Below are 15,174 nucleotides of genomic sequence, written 5' to 3' on the forward strand. Positions count from 1 at the left end.
AACAGCACCGTAATGCCTTGCCCGGCGCCGCTCAAGCGAAAGCTGGGGCGAGCCTGTTACCTGCCGATCGGAGAGGAGGCGCGGCGTGAACTCGACCATCCAGCTCATCGACCTTCTGGGCGCCGCCGCTCTGGTTCTCTGGGCCCTGCGCATGATCAAGTCTGGCATCCTGTCAGGCTTTGGCGCTTCGTTGCGGCAAGGGATCGCGAAGGGTACCGGCAACCGGTTTCTGGCGGCGATCTCGGGCATGCTCGTCACGATCGCGGTGCAATCTTCGACCGCGACCGCGGTGATCACCGGCTCCTTCGTCTCGCGCAATATCATTGCGCCGCGCATGGCACAGGCGGTGTTGCTTGGAGCCAACCTCGGCACCGCGTTGACCGCCGCAATCCTGGTGCACGACCTGCATTGGCTGTCGCCGGCGTTGATCCTCTGCGGTTTCGTAACCCATGCCCGCAGCCGATTGCCGCGCGGGCGCGGCATCGGAAGAGCGATGATCGGGCTCGGCCTGATGCTCCTCGCCCTGGGGTTGCTCAGCGCAGCCACGGAACCGCTGCGCGAAGCCGAGGTCACCGCCGCCGTCCTTTCTGCGCTGGATCAGGGGCTGATCTTCGGTCTGCTGCTGGCCGCCGTTCTGGCCTTCGCGTCGTCCTCAAGCCTTGCCGTTGTGTTATTTGTCTCGATCCTTGCCGAAAACGGCGCCCTCACGCCGGCGCTGGTGCTGGTGCTGGTGGCCGGCGCCAATCTGGGCGGGGCGCTGCCGCCCTGCCTGGCCGTCGCCGACGAGGGGCCGAATGCACGGCGGCTCGTTCGCTGCAACCTGGCTGTGCGGGGTGTCGGGGCATTGCTGGTGTTGCTCACCGCCGGCATTGCAGGCCCCTATCTCTCGGAGTTTCTGCCGTCCGGCGGTCGTCTTGCCATTGCCGCACATCTTGCCTTCAACACCATCCTGCTGGTGCTGTTCCTGCCGCTGCTCGGCCCTCTCGACCGCCTCGCGCGTCTGATATGGCCTGATCCCGCGCGGGAAAGGGGCGAAGCCTCCTATCTCGACGACGCCGCACTCGGCACGCCCGCCCTCGCCCTTGGCGGGGCAGCACGCGAGGTGCTTCGCATCGGCGACAATGTGGGCTTGATGATGGAGCTCAACCTGCGATCCCTGCTGGTTGACGATCCCGATGCCGCGCGCAAGATCGCCCAGCTTGATGACCGCGTCGATGCCGCCCTCACCGACTTGAAGCTCTATTTTGCCCGGCTCGGGCGCACGGAACTGAACGACGGGGAAAATGCCCGCATGCGCGAGATCCTGTCCTATGCGATCAATCTGGAACATGTGGGGGATATCATCGACCGGGACCTTTCGGAAATGGCGCGCAAGAAGGCGGACCGGCAGGTGAAATTCTCAACCGCCGGCGAGGAGGAAATCGGCGAGCTCTATCGCAAGACGCTGCTCAACCTCGAACTGGCGCAATCGGTTTTCCTCAGCCGCGACGTCAATCTTGCCCGGCGCCTGACAGCCGAGAAGGTCCATGTCCGCCAGATCGAGGAACGCTCGCAGAAGAAGCATATCGAGCGCCTTCGGAACGGGCAGCCGGAAACGCTCGGCTCGACCTCGCTTCATCTGGACATTTTGCGCGACCTGAAGCGCATCAACGCGCATATCGCGGCCGTGTCCTATCCGATCCTGTCCGATGCGGGAGAGCTGTCGGCAAGCCGGGTGATCTCGCTGCAAGCCCAATGAATGACCCCGATGCGCGGGCCATTTTCGCCCGCAGGCTCATCGCCGCCGTGCGCAGGCTGAGTGGAAACCGGCAAAGCCACACCGCATGGGCAATCGCCGGCTGAAGATCGAGGCCGACGATAAAGTGGATCACGGACAAATCTGACCATGCCCCCAAGACCCCACATTTTGATCGCCGCCCGGTTAACGTTACAGTGCCGACACTGCCGTGTCTAAGAGCAGCGCAACAGACATGAACGTCTTGTTTTTCAATGCCTTGCGATGTGATCTGGCTGGTGTGGCTGGGGTGGCTGGATTCGAACCAGCGCATGCCGGTACCAAAAACCGGTGCCTTACCGCTTGGCTACACCCCAAAGAGGTCCGCGGGCTGTGGCCGGCGGAGCGCACAGCCTCATAGCAAAGCTACAAGCCCGCCTCAACGCCTAATTCGACCGCGTCTGCGAGAATTTTCCGCGCTGCCGCCGCGCGCCGCGATGGCCTTGCTTTTGACGCCGCAATGTCCGAGACAGGGACGAGACGTTTTAGGACAGGCCATGAGCATACCCGAATTCGATCCGGCCTATGGCCGCGCGGTGACGATCGCGGACGGCATTGCCCGCCTGACCGCAAACAATCCCTCGCCCTTCACCTATTTCGGAACCAATGGCTATCTCGTCGGCGGCGAGCAGTTGATCATCATCGATCCGGGCCCCGATCTTGCGGGCGGGCTCGACACCTGGCTCGACATCATCGGCGGGCGCAAGGTGCATGCCATCGCCATCACCCATACCCATATCGACCATTCGCCGATGGCCCACAGGCTGAAGGCGGCGATCGGCGCGCCGATTGCAGCCTTCGGCCCGCACCGTCCGGCCCGCCCTCTCTTTGAAGGCGAGATCAACCCCTTCGCCGAAAGCGCCGACATGGCGCTGATCCCCGACATCGTGCTGCAGGACGGTGACACGCTTGCAGCCGGCGGCATCGTGCTCGAAGCCATACACACGCCCGGCCATACCGCCAATCATCTCGCCTTCGCGCTACAGGATACGCCCTATCTCTTCTGCGGCGACCACATCATGGGCTGGTCGACCACGATCGTCGCCCCGCCGGACGGCGCGATGGGCGATTACATGGCCTCGCTCGAAAAGCTTCTGGAACGCGCGGAGAGCATCTACCTCCCCGGCCATGGCGACATCATCGCCGATGCCAGAAACGTGGTGCGGGCAACGCGCTCACACCGGCGCATGCGTGAAAAGGCGATCCTCGAACGCCTGGCTGCCGGTGACGAGACCATCGACGAAATCGTTCAGGTGATCTACCGCACGACGGACCCGAAGCTTCACGGCGCGGCAGGGCTTTCGGTGCTTGCGCATCTCGAAGATCTGGTCGAACGCGGCCGGGTCGACACCGATGGCCCGCCCATGCTGGCAAACCGCTACAGGCTGCCAGTCTGAGACTGGCGAATCGTCGCCTGTGCGGCGGCAAGACGGGCGGTGGGCACGCGAAACGGCGAACACGAGACGTAATCGAGCGCAAGACCCTCGCAGAAACGGATCGAGACCGGGTCGCCGCCATGTTCCCCGCAAATGCCGATCTGAAGGTCCGGCTTGGTGAGCCTTCCGCGCTCGACAGCCATGCGGATCAGTTCGCCGACGCCATCGAAATCGAGCGAGACAAACGGATCGCGCTCGATGATGCCCTTCTTCTGGTAGGTGCCGAGAAAACCCGGCGCATCGTCGCGCGACAGGCCAAACGTGGTCTGGGTCAGATCGTTGGTGCCAAGCGAGAAGAAGGCCGCGACCTCCGCAATCTCATGAGCCCTGAGGGCCGCGCGGGGCAGTTCCACCATGGTGCCGACCAGATACTCGATCTCCATGCCGGTCTCGGCCATGACATCGCGGGCAACCGCATCGATCCGCGCCTTCACATAGTCGAGTTCCGCCCGCAGGCTGACGAGCGGCACCATGATTTCCGGCACCACCGGCTCGCCGGTTGTTCGGGCGGCGGCAACGGCTGCCTCGATGATCGCGCGCGCCTGCATTTCGGCAATCTCGGGATAGGAGATCGCAAGCCGGCAGCCGCGATGGCCGAGCATCGGGTTGAACTCATAGAGCGCGTCGAGCCGGTGTCTCAGCGCCTGTTTCTCCATGCCAAGCGCGATGGCGACATCATCGACCTCGCTGTCCGTCTTCGGCAGGAATTCGTGGAGCGGCGGGTCGAGCAGGCGGATCGTCACCGGCAGGCCGTGCATGATCGAAAACAGCGCCTCGAAATCATCCCGTTGCATCGGCAGAAGCTGGTCAAGCGCTGCGCGCCGGCCCTCTTCCGTTTCAGCCAGGATCATCCGCCGCATCATGTGGATCCGGCCGCCTTCGAAGAACATGTGCTCGGTGCGGCAAAGCCCGATACCCTCGGCGCCGAAGTCGCGCGCGGCGCGGGCATCGGCAGGCGTGTCGGCATTGGTGCGCACCTTCATGCGCCGGATCTCGTCGGCCCAGACCATCAGCCGCTGAAAATCGTCGGAAAGCGCGGGCTTCTGCGTCGGCGCCGCCCCCTTCAGCACGCGCCCGGTGGCGCCGTCGATCGTCACCTTGTCGCCGGCATGCAGCATCACGCCGCCAATGCCGTGGAGGATGTTGTCGAAGCGGTCGACCCGCATGTTTCCGGCGCCGGTCACGCAGGGAACGCCCATGCCGCGGGCGACAACGGCCGCGTGGCTGGTCATGCCGCCGCGCGTGGTCAGCACGCCGATGGCAGCGGTCATGCCGTGGATGTCCTCGGGGCTGGTTTCGGTACGCACCAGAATGACCTTGCGGTTCTCAGCCTTGGCAGCGATCGCCTCTTCGGCGGTAAACACGATCTCGCCGGTCACCGCGCCCGGCGATGCCGGCAGGCCGGAGCCGATCTGGGTGCCGCGATATTCCGGCCGGATCGTCGGATGCAGCATCTGGTCGAGCGTCGCCGGGTCGATCCTGACGATCGCCTCGGAGCGGCTGATGAGCCCTTCATCCGCCAAATCCATGGCGATCTTGACGGCAGCGCCTGCCGCGCGCTTGCCGCTGCGGGTCTGCAGCATCCAGAGCTTGCCGCGCTCAATGGTGAATTCCATGTCCTGCATGTCGCCATACTGGCGTTCGAGCCGGGCAGCAATGGTGGAAAGCTCCTGAAACGCCTCGGGCATCAGCTTCTCAAGTGAGGGCTTTTCATTGCCCGATGCAATGCGGCCCGCCTCCGTCACGCTTTGCGGCGTGCGGATGCCCGAGACCACATCTTCCCCTTGCGCATTGACCAGAAACTCGCCGTAAAGCGCGTTCTCGCCGGTCGAGGGATTGCGGGTAAAGGCGACGCCGGTTGCCGAACTGTTGCCGAGATTGCCGAACACCATGGCCTGGATGTTGACCGCCGTGCCCCATTCGGCCGGGATCGAATGCAAAGCCCGATAGGCAAGCGCCCTTGCGCTGTTCCAGCTCAGGAACACCGCGGCGATCGCGCCCCAGAGCTGCTCGAACGGATCCTGCGGAAAATCGCATTCCATCTCGTCGGAGAGAAGCTGCTTGTAGCTTTCGACGATATCCTCCAGCTGACCGGCGGTGAGCTGGGTTTCGCTGCTGTGGCCGAGCTCGGAAAGCCGCTCCTCCAGCAATTCCTCGAACACCTCCTGGTCGAGGCCGAGGGCGACATCGGAATACATCTGGATGAAGCGGCGGTAGCTGTCCCAGGCAAAACGGGCGTCGCCCGTGTCTTTTGCAAGCGACAGCACCGTCTCGTCATTGAGGCCAAGGTTCAGGATCGTGTCCATCATGCCCGGCATGGAAACGCGCGAGCCGGACCGGACCGACAGGAGCAGCGGATGGTCGCCCTCGCCGAAACGGCGCCCGGTGGTCTGCTCGACCGCCTGAAGCCCTGCGGCGACCTCTTCCTTCAAGCCGTCGGGAAAGGCGCGTCCGTGATCGTAGAAATAGTGACAGGCATCGGAAACGATGGTGATGCCGGGCGGCACGGGCAGTCCCATGCGGGCCATCTCGGCAAGGCTTGCGCCCTTGCCTCCAAGACGATCGCGATCAATCGCGTGTTCGTCTCCCGCGCCGAAACCATAAACCCAGTTCGCCATCAACCTGCCTTCACCCGCTTTCCGGCCGTCTGCGCCAATACCGGCAAGCGCGAATTCCTCTTCTGGTCCGAGACGTTAGAGCATCGCGGGGGAAATGAGAATTGGTCAAAACAGAAAAATGAGGCGAATATCCGCCTTTGTCGGGCCTTGCCCGCAATCAGACCTCTTCCACCAGTTTTTCCGCCGTCTGAAGGTCGACGGAGACAAGCTGGGAGACGCCCTGCTCGGCCATGGTGACGCCGAACAGCCGGTCCATGCGCGCCATGGTGATCGGGTTGTGGGTGATGACGATGAACCGCGTCTGCGTGGTCGCCGCCATCTCGTCGAGCAGATTGCAGTAACGCTCGACATTGTGGTCGTCGAGCGGCGCATCGACCTCGTCCAGCACGCAGATCGGCGCGGGGTTGGTCAGAAACACGGCAAAGATCAGCGCCATCGCCGTCAGCGCCTGCTCGCCGCCGGAAAGCAGCGTCATGGTCTGCGGCTTCTTGCCGGGCGGACGGGCAAGGATCTCGAGCCCGGCTTCGAGCGGATCCTCGGATTCGATCAGCTGCAGCTCGGCCATCCCGCCCCCGAAGAGATGCACGAACAGCCGCTGGAACTGCTCGTTGACGGCGTCGAAGGCGGCCAGCAGCCGCTCGCGGCCCTCGCGGTTCAGGCTCTGGATCGCGCCGCGCAGCTTGCGGATCGCCTCGATGATGTCGTCGCGCTCGTTGACCAGCAGATCGAGCTGACCTGAAAGCTCGGTCTGCTCCTCCTCCGCGCGCAGGTTGACCGCGCCAAGCCGCTCGCGCTCGATCTTCAGCCGCTCCAGCGTGCGCTCCACCGAGGCGGGATCGGGAAGCGCAGCGTCAGGCGCAAGCCCGGTCAGGCGGAACGCCTCGTGCGGGGCGACTTCCAGCACCTCGCGGATGCGCTTTTCCGTTTCCTCGCGGCGTTCGCGGGCGGAGACGAGGCGCTCTTCCGCACGGCCGCGTTTTTCGCGGGCTTCGGCAAGGTCGGAAAGCGCTGCGGCTGCGCGCTTGTCGGCCTCGCGCTGCGCCGTCTCGGCTTCTGCAAGACGGTCGGCAGCCTGCCTGCGCGCCGTTTCCGCCTGTTCCAGCTCGCGGGTGAGAAGCCGCCGCTTCTCCTCGAATTCCTCGGGCGCCTCCTCGATCCGCTCCAGCTCCTCGCGCGCTTCCTCCTCGCGCATTTTCAAAACCGCGATCTGGGATTGCGCACTCTTGGCGCGGTTCTGCCAGCTTGCGCGTTCCTGGGCAATGGACGACAGCCTGCGCCTGCGGCTGTCGTTTTCGCGCAGCAACCCGTCATGGCGCGCGCGGGCCTCGGCAAGCGCACCCCGGCCATGCGCAACCTCCGCGCCCTGTGCAGCAAGGCGCTGTTCAAGCGCCGAATGGTCGGGCGCCTCCGCAAGAGCGACGCTCGCATCCTCCAGACTTGCCGCGATCTCCTCGCCCTGGGCCTGAAGCTGGCTCAGCGTTTCAGCCGCCACATCGCGGCGGCGGACCAGATCGCCGGAGGCGCGCTCGGCCTCGGCGAGGGCCTGGCGCGCATCCGACACGGCGCGGCCAGCAAGGCGTTGCGCGTCTCGGCGCGCGGCAAGCGCCTGCTCGCCGGCTCTGACGGCATCGGCAGCTTCAGCCTGTGCGTCACGGGCATCTTCCAGCATCACCTCGGCTTCGCTGCGCTCATCCGCAAGCGCTGCAAGCCGGTTCTTCTGCGACAGGCGCAGGGCAGCAGCGCTCGGTGCATCGGCACCCTTGACGAAGCCGTCCCAGCGGAACACTGCGCCGGCTTCCGTCACCAGCTCCTGGCCGGGGGCGAGCGCGGCCATCAGCGTCATCGCCCGTTTCTCTTCCACCAGCCCCACCTGCTTCAACCGCCGCAGGACGGCCGCCGGTGCATCGACGAGGGCCGACAGCGGGCGGCAGCCTTCCGGCAGGCGCGGATCATCCCCGCCCTCTCCGTTACCGTGCCAGTGGGCCGGCGCATCGGCTTCAAGCGGCGCATCGAGATCATCGCCCAGCACGGCGCCAAGGGCTGTCTCATAGCCATGCTCGATCGACAGGAGATCGGCAAGCGGGATAAAATCGCCACCAGCAGCGCTTGCCGCCAGCATTTTTTCGATCGTCCGGGCCTCGGTTTCGATCTCCGACAATCGTGCGCGCGCGGCATCGACAGGCGGGCGTGTCATGGCCTCGGCATGGCGGGCGGCGGCAAGGCGCTCTTCGGCCTCTTCAGCGGCGGAGAGCGCCTCTTCCTCGGCAATCGCTGCCTCTTCCAGAAGGGCCTGTTTCTCTGCAGGATCGGGCAGGTCCGCGATGCGTTCCACGATCGCACGCAGCTCCGCCTCGGCCTCGCCGATCTGCCGGCCGATCCTGATGCTGCGATCGGAAAGCTCATCAATGCGGCGCTGAAGCTGGGCACGGTTTGCGACAACTTCGGCGCGCTCTGCCGTCAGCGCCGTGAAGGTCGCCTCGGCAGTTTCCAGCCGTCCGGCCGCTTCCTCCATCAACGCCGCCGCCTCGGCAAGCTCCTCGCCGGAAAAGCCGATCAGTTCTGCAAGCTCCGCCTCTTCTTCCGAAAGCCTTTCGAGGATCGCGCTATTATCGGCAACCATGGCCTCTTCGCGTCGGATATCCTCGCCAAGCTGCAACAGTCGCCGCGACAACTCGTCACGGCGCTGGCTCAGCCGCGCGGCATCGTCCTCGAGCTGGCGGCGGGCGATCTGCAGGCGCTGCAGAAGGGCGGCGGCCTTGATCTCGTCATCGCGCAGCTCGGGGGTTTTCAGACCGGCAATCGCCTGCGCCTTGGCCGCTTCCATCTGCCGGTTGGCGCGCCCTGCGACATCCGATGTCAGCTGGTTCAGCGTGCTGGTCGCCTCGGCCTCCGCCTCCTTGGCCTCGACCCATCTCAAATGCAGCAGGATCGCATCATTCGACCGGATATCGGCCGACAGCATCTTGAACCGTGTCGCCTGCCGCGTCTGACGCTTGAGACTGTCGATCTGCGCGGAAAGCTGCGCAGTGACATCTTCCAGACGCTCGAGATTGGTTTCCGCCGCCCGCAGCCGCAGCTCGGCTTCATGGCGGCGCGAATAGAGCCCGGAAATACCGGCGGCCTCTTCCAGAAGCTGGCGGCGGGCCTGCGGCTTTGCCTGGATCAGCTCGCCGATCCGCCCTTGCCCTACCATGGCCGGAGAGCGCGCGCCGGTGGAGGCATCGGCAAACAGCAGCTGCACATCCTTGGCGCGCGCTTCCTTGCCGTTGATGCGGTATTGCGAGCCCTGCTCGCGCGTGATCCTGCGCGAAACCTGGATTTCGTCGCTGTCGTTGAAGGCAGCAGGCGCTGTGCGATCGGAATTGTCGATATTGAGGCCGACTTCGGCGGAATTGCGCGCCGGACGGTTTCCGGAGCCGGAGAAGATCACGTCGTCCATGCCGGAGGCGCGCATGTTCTTGTAGGAGTTCTCCCCCATCACCCAGCGCAGCGCTTCGACAAGATTGGACTTGCCGCAGCCATTGGGCCCGACAACGCCGGTGAGCCCCGGCGCAATGATGAAATCACTCGCTTCGACGAAGGATTTGAAACCGGTGAGGCGCAGGCGGGTGAACTTCATAGAGCCCATCCTGCAGGCGAGCGGGAGGCGATTATACGGAAAACGCCAGACGCAAAAAAGCGCGCACCTGAAAAGGCGCGCGCCGTCACTCTGGCTGTCACACGCCTAAAGCAAGCTGTTGATGAGGGCCGACATGCTGTCAACCGACATTTCCCCCGCATATTTCTTACCGTTGATCAGGAAGGTCGGCGTGGCATTGACCCCGAATTCGTCCGTACCGCGCTTTCTGACTGCATTTATGTCATCGAGCAACTTCTGGTCCGTCAAGCAAGCCTGGAAGCTTTCCTGTGTAAAACCGGCAAGTTTCGCCATCTGCAGCATTGCAGCACTGCCATCTTCAGCGGTTGCCCAGGTGCGCTGCTGCTTGAACATCATGTCCACGAACGGAACATAGTTGTCGTTCGGCGCGCAGCGGGCCAGCATGAAGGCCGCCATGGCGCGCGGATCGAACGGGAATTCGCGGAAGATGTAATAGACCTTGCCGGTATCGATGAAGTCCTTCTTGATCGTTGGGAAGGTCTCTTCCTGATAGCGGGCGCAATGGGGGCAGGTCATCGACAAATATTCGATGATCTTGACCGGTGCGTTCTCCTCGCCAAGCGCGATCTCGGGCAGCGGCCCGGCTTCAAGCGCCTTATCCATGTCGACATTGCCCTGGCTCTTCGGCAGGTCCTCGGCATGGGCGCTGACGGAAAGGCCCGCAGCACCAAACGCCGCGCCCATGGCAGCGCCGCGCAACAAAGTCCGCTTGGTGATCTCGAATTCAGCCATATCTGATCCTCGTCTGTTTCCTGCCATCCTCACTAGCGACGCAGGCAAAAATGCACAAGTCACGTGAGACGGCCAACCTTCAAACTAATGTGACCGATCGATGCTGAACGGCGCCTGAATTAGCATCTACTAAACTACTTTCGCCGCTTCTCGCTCATCACCCCGGCCCCAAGCCTCAGGATCGCATTTCTGAGCGCCTCGGACTCGATGCCGTCGAGCCGCGCTTCGAGATCGCGCCGCTCGGCGGGTGAAAGCTGTGGTTTCGGCCTGCGCTGCGGCCCCGGCGGCTGCACCGGCTTCTGGATCACCTTGATGCGATCGACGGCGATGAAACCGAAGAAGCCGTTGACCCGGTGGATCAGCTCATCCTGCGCGTGGGTGAGAAACAGCACGCGCGCGCCTTCGCACGCAATGGTCAGCGTGCCGGGCCTGAAGCCGCTATCCTCGCCCTCGCCCTGCCGCTTCGGCCAGACAATCTTTTCCGGCCGCGAAAAATCCGCGTAGGTTTCACCGGCGATCTCGGGCCAGGCGCTGAGCAGCGACGTCGATATCCCCGCGCGCCTGGCGAGGATCGGATCGATCAGGGCGTTGGCGACATCGGCAATCTGGCTGGCGCTTCTCGGACGTCGCATCATACTCTTTCGAAAGGCGGTGAAATATGCGGCAAACAGTTGCCTCGTTCATCGCCGCACTATACCCGATCAATAGGGAATAGCGAAGCATCGGACTTTCATGAACCATTATTCCGAACATCTGCTTGCCTGGTATGACCGCCACCACCGCGACCTGCCATGGCGCACCGGGCCTCTCGAGAAAATGAGGGGCGTGCGCCCCGACCCCTATCATGTCTGGCTTTCGGAAATCATGCTGCAGCAGACGACGGTTCAGGCCGTCAAAGCCTATTATGAGAAATTCCTCGCCCGCTGGCCGAGGGTGGAGGATCTGGCAGCCGCCCCTTCCGACGATGTGATGGCCGCATGGGCAGGGCTTGGCTATTATGCCCGCGCGCGCAACCTCAAGAAATGTGCCGAAACCGTTGCGGCCGAGCATGGCGGCATATTTCCCGATACACTCGACGGTCTGAAGGCCTTGCCCGGTATCGGCGACTATACCGCCGCCGCCGTCGCCGCCATCGCGTTCGACCGGCCGGAGGCCGTGGTTGACGGCAATGTCGAGCGCGTCGTGACGCGTCTTTTTACAATCGAGACGCCGCTTCCCGCCGCAAAGCCCGAAATCCGCGCCTTTACGGCAAAACTGACGCCGGATGAGCGACCCGGCGATTTTGCCCAGGCGATGATGGATCTCGGCGCCACGCTCTGCACGCCGAAACGCCCGGCCTGCGCGCTCTGTCCGCTCAATGGCAACTGTCGGGCTCTTGCGGAAGACGATCCCGAGCGGTTTCCTCTGAAATTGCCGAAAAAGCAGCGCCCGGTGCGCCGGGGGGCAGCCTTTGTCGCGGAAACGCCCGATGGCCGGGTGCTGTTGCGCACCCGCCCCGGCACCGGCCTTCTCGGCGGCATGGCCGAGCCGCCGACGACCGGCTGGACGGCGCGTCTGGATGGCGAGACCGAAAGCAGCGCGGCACCCTTTGCGGCAAACTGGACCGATGCCGGCGAGATCACCCACATTTTCACCCATTTCGAACTGCGGCTGACCGTCTGGCACGCGATAACGCCGGAGCGCGCCATCGAAGGCGGGCGCTGGGAAACCGCGCTTGGCGAAAAGGCGCTTCCCAGTGTAATGAAGAAGGCCATTGCCAAGGCCATTCCCGACGCATTCAAACGGAGTTCCCATGACCGCTGACATCCGCCATATCGTCTACGACATCGGCCATGTTCTGGTGCATTACGACCCGCTGATCCCGTTTTCGAGGATCATTCCCGACAAGGACAAGCGGGACTGGTTCTTTTCAGAGGTCTGCACCGATGCCTGGAACCACGAGCAGGATCGCGGCCGGCCCTGGGCCGAGGCCGAGGCGGAAGCAATTGCCCGCCACCCGGAGGAGGCCGACAATATCCGTGCGTTCCGCGCAAACTGGCCTGAGATGATTCCGCACAGCTATGACGCGTCAGTCGCGCTGTTCCGCAAGCTTGCTGCCTCCGACTATGACGTGACCCTGCTCACCAATTTCGCCGCCGACACGTTCAGCATCTGCCGGGCGCGGTTTCCGTTCCTGGAAGAAGGCCGCGGCATCACCGTTTCCGGCGAGATCGGCATGGTGAAGCCCGACCGCGACATTTTCGAGCGCCATGCCAAGGACTTTGACCTCGAACCCGCAGCAACGCTTTTCATCGACGACAAGGCGGTCAATATCGAAGGCGCGAAAGCGGCTGGCTGGCACGGCATCCAGTTCAGGAATGCCGGTCAGCTCGCGGACGATCTCGCCGCCTACAGCATCACCGTTTGACGAAACGCGCCCGGCATATCTGCCGGGCACTCAGACTGCTGACAAACTCTCGGATGCGTAGGTTGATACCTTCACCTGCCTTCCCACAGGGGTCATGCTCGGACTTGATCCGAGCATCCAGGCGGCTGAAGCCATTGAATTTCAAAGACTTATTACAAACATTTTCCGTGCCGCCTGGATCCTCGCGTCAAGCACGAGGATGACGCAGAGTTTAAAGACAAGTTTGTCAATAAACTGAGGGCCCGGCATGTCTGCCGGGCCCTTAAGTTAAGTACGAAGGTCGAACGTTTGCTGCAGGGTTTGCCTAATTAGGCTTAAAGAAAAATGCTAAACAAATCGTATACTTAGCTTCATTCTTTCTAATTTAGCACGGTTGAAGCCAGGGCAGCATAACCCGCATCAAAGTGCGGCCGTCTCTGCCCGGATCTGGCCGCGCAGGCGATCAATCGGGTGACGCTCGCCTTCCTGTTCGTAGTGCCAGTAGGTCCAGCCATTGCAGGCTTCCGCCCCCTGGACCTGCGCCCCCAGACGGTGGATCGAACCGGCCGCCGTTCCGCTCGAAAGCGTGCCATCGGCGCGCACGAGCGCGACATGCTCGCCCTTGGGCGATGTCAGACGATCACCGGGCGCCAGCAGGCCGCTTTCTATGAGCGAGACGAAGGCGACGCGCGGCAGCGATTTCTTGCTCGGCAGCGGCTTCAGCATCTGGGGCGCCAGCGGATCGATCGCATCGATGCGCGCCTGGGCGGCATCGATATAGTCCTGCTCGCGCTCGACGCCGACGAAATGACGGCCGAGGCGCTTGGCAACCGCACCGGTGGTTCCGGAGCCGAAGAACGGGTCGAGCACGACATCGCCGGGACGGGTGGAAGACAGGATGATGCGAGACAGCAGCGCTTCCGGCTTCTGCGTCGGATGAACCTTGTGGCCGTCATCGTCCTTCAGCCGCTCGCCGCCCGAGCAGATCGGGAACAGCCAGTCGGATCGCATCTGGACGTCGTCATTGGCGGCCTTCATGGCGTCGTAGTTGAAGGTATAGCCCTTGGCATCGGCGCTCGGGCTTGCCCAGATCATCGTCTCATGGGCATTCTGGAAACGGCGGCCCTTGAAATTCGGCATCGGGTTGGTCTTGCGCCAGACGATATCGTTCAGGATCCAGAAGCCGAGATCCTGCATCTTGGCGCCGACACGGAAAATGTTGTGATAGGAGCCGATCACCCAGATCGTGCCTGAGGGCTTCAGCACCCGGCGGCAGGCGAGAAGCCAGGCGCGGGTAAAGGCATCATAGGCCTCGAAGGAGGCGAATTGATCCCATGCGTCGTCGACGGCATCGACCTTGGACTGGTCCGGCCGGTGCAACACGCCGCCGAGCTGCAGGTTGTAGGGCGGATCGGCGAAGATTGCATCGACCGAATGATCCGGCAGCCGCTCCAGCGCAGCCACGCAATCGCCCTTGATGATGGTGTCGAGCCACGGCGCAGGACGCGCCGCCTTTGCCTGAAGGGCGGAAACCGGAACCATGTGATACTCGCTTTGTACACGTACTCGAAAACTGGTGACGAACCGGATTCTCGTATGCTTTGGTTACCAAAGCGTTCATGGCGGACCACAAAGTGGCAGGAAGTTGTCAGGCCTTTCCTCTGCCTGCCTTGCGAGGAACATTCCGCATGGCCCGGCGTTCCCGTTTAGAGGCCTGTCTTGCCAAGGCGCCAAAACAACATCAAAGGCAACCGGACATGCGAGGGAAAGGACGATGGCAGAAAAAACCGCAGAACTTCACCGCATGGTCATGCCAGACCACATCTGTCCCTACGGTTTGAAATCCAAGGATCTGCTCGAGCGAAAGGGTTACACGGTCGAAGACCACCATCTTGAAACGCGCGAGGAAACCGACGCGTTCAAGGCCAAGCACCAGGTCGAGACCACCCCGCAGACCTTCATCGACGGCAAGCGCATCGGCGGATATGACGATCTGAAGGTGTTTTTCGGCGTCGAGCCGCCAGCGGAAGAGCAATCGGACACGACCTACCGCCCGGTGATTGCGATCTTTGCCGTGGCCGCACTTCTGGCCTTGGGCCTTGCCTGGCACCAATACGGCACGGTCCTGACCTTCCAGAGCTTCATCTGGTTCATCTCGCTGTCGATGTCGATCCTGGCGATCCAGAAGCTGCAGGATGTCGAGCAGTTCTCGATCATGTTTCTCAACTACGATCTGCTCGCCAGACGCTGGGTTCCCTACGGCAAGATCTACCCTTACGGCGAAGCGCTGGCCGGCATATTGATGACCGCGGGCGTGCTTCCGCTTGTGTCCGCGCCGGTCGCGCTCTTCATCGGTACAATTGGCGCAGTCAGTGTTTTCAAGGCCGTCTATATCGACAAACGCGAGCTGAAATGCGCCTGCGTCGGCGGTAATTCCAGCGTTCCCCTCGGCTTCATTTCACTGACCGAAAACCTGATGATGATGTTCATGGGCCTGTGGATGGGCGGACGAGCTCTCCTTGGCATCTGAGACCGTTGCACAAACGGTCATCGGATAAACCGGGGCCTTC

Annotated in this window: 10 protein-coding genes and 1 tRNA gene; 5 read left to right on the forward strand and 6 right to left on the reverse strand. The window is 63.0% G+C overall.

The window, feature by feature from the left end:
* The first annotated feature begins 85 nt into the window (after nucleotides 1-85).
* Nucleotides 86-1,738 carry a Na/Pi symporter gene (locus tag HPQ62_RS11235; protein ID WP_174802636.1) on the forward strand — a complete coding sequence of 551 codons (1,653 nt, stop codon included), beginning with the start codon at nucleotides 86-88 and terminating at the stop codon, nucleotides 1,736-1,738.
* Nucleotides 1,739-2,016: 278 nt separating this feature from the next.
* Here the strand turns inward: HPQ62_RS11235 and HPQ62_RS11240 are convergent.
* Nucleotides 2,017-2,091: transfer RNA gene (locus HPQ62_RS11240), tRNA-Gln, on the reverse strand.
* 180 nt (nucleotides 2,092-2,271) lie between these two features.
* Here HPQ62_RS11240 and HPQ62_RS11245 point away from each other — a divergent pair.
* Complete coding sequence (locus HPQ62_RS11245) at nucleotides 2,272-3,171, forward strand: MBL fold metallo-hydrolase (protein ID WP_174802637.1); 900 nt, start codon at nucleotides 2,272-2,274, stop codon at nucleotides 3,169-3,171.
* Here HPQ62_RS11245 and ppdK read toward each other — a convergent pair.
* The 4 genes from ppdK to HPQ62_RS11265 form a co-directional block, all read right to left on the reverse strand.
* The gene (gene ppdK / locus HPQ62_RS11250) at nucleotides 3,153-5,828 is read right to left on the reverse strand and encodes a pyruvate, phosphate dikinase (RefSeq protein WP_174802638.1); all 2,676 of its coding nucleotides are present in this window, start codon (nucleotides 5,826-5,828) and stop codon (nucleotides 3,153-3,155) included. The two genes, HPQ62_RS11245 and ppdK, sit on opposite strands and share 19 nt — an antisense overlap.
* A 157-nt stretch (nucleotides 5,829-5,985) precedes the next feature.
* A complete protein-coding gene (locus HPQ62_RS11255) occupies nucleotides 5,986-9,447 on the reverse strand; it encodes a chromosome segregation SMC family protein (RefSeq protein ID WP_174802639.1) in 3,462 nt (1,153 codons plus the stop codon).
* A gap of 105 nt (nucleotides 9,448-9,552) precedes the next feature.
* A complete protein-coding gene (locus HPQ62_RS11260; RefSeq protein ID WP_174802640.1) occupies nucleotides 9,553-10,218 on the reverse strand; it encodes a DsbA family protein in 666 nt (221 codons plus the stop codon).
* Nucleotides 10,219-10,352: 134 nt separating this feature from the next.
* A complete protein-coding gene (locus tag HPQ62_RS11265) occupies nucleotides 10,353-10,850 on the reverse strand; it encodes a DUF721 domain-containing protein (RefSeq protein ID WP_174802641.1) in 498 nt (165 codons plus the stop codon).
* A gap of 100 nt (nucleotides 10,851-10,950) precedes the next feature.
* Here HPQ62_RS11265 and mutY point away from each other — a divergent pair, with 100 nt between their 5' ends.
* The gene (gene mutY / locus HPQ62_RS11270; RefSeq protein ID WP_174802642.1) at nucleotides 10,951-12,021 is read left to right on the forward strand and encodes an A/G-specific adenine glycosylase; all 1,071 of its coding nucleotides are present in this window, start codon (nucleotides 10,951-10,953) and stop codon (nucleotides 12,019-12,021) included.
* Complete coding sequence (locus tag HPQ62_RS11275) at nucleotides 12,011-12,625, forward strand: HAD family hydrolase (protein ID WP_174802643.1); 615 nt, start codon at nucleotides 12,011-12,013, stop codon at nucleotides 12,623-12,625. The genes mutY and HPQ62_RS11275 overlap by 11 nt, the downstream gene beginning before the upstream one ends.
* A gap of 399 nt (nucleotides 12,626-13,024) precedes the next feature.
* Here HPQ62_RS11275 and HPQ62_RS11280 read toward each other — a convergent pair whose 3' ends face one another.
* A complete protein-coding gene (locus HPQ62_RS11280) occupies nucleotides 13,025-14,146 on the reverse strand; it encodes a site-specific DNA-methyltransferase (protein WP_174802644.1) in 1,122 nt (373 codons plus the stop codon).
* A 232-nt stretch (nucleotides 14,147-14,378) separates the two neighbouring features.
* Here HPQ62_RS11280 and HPQ62_RS11285 point away from each other — a divergent pair, with 232 nt between their 5' ends.
* Nucleotides 14,379-15,134: a glutaredoxin family protein gene (locus HPQ62_RS11285; protein ID WP_206678063.1), complete on the forward strand. Its 756-nt coding sequence runs from the start codon at nucleotides 14,379-14,381 to the stop codon at nucleotides 15,132-15,134.
* The last annotated feature ends 40 nt before the right edge of the window (nucleotides 15,135-15,174 follow it).

The organism is Martelella limonii, assembly GCF_013344475.1.
Taxonomy (GTDB): domain Bacteria; phylum Pseudomonadota; class Alphaproteobacteria; order Rhizobiales; family Rhizobiaceae; genus Martelella; species Martelella limonii.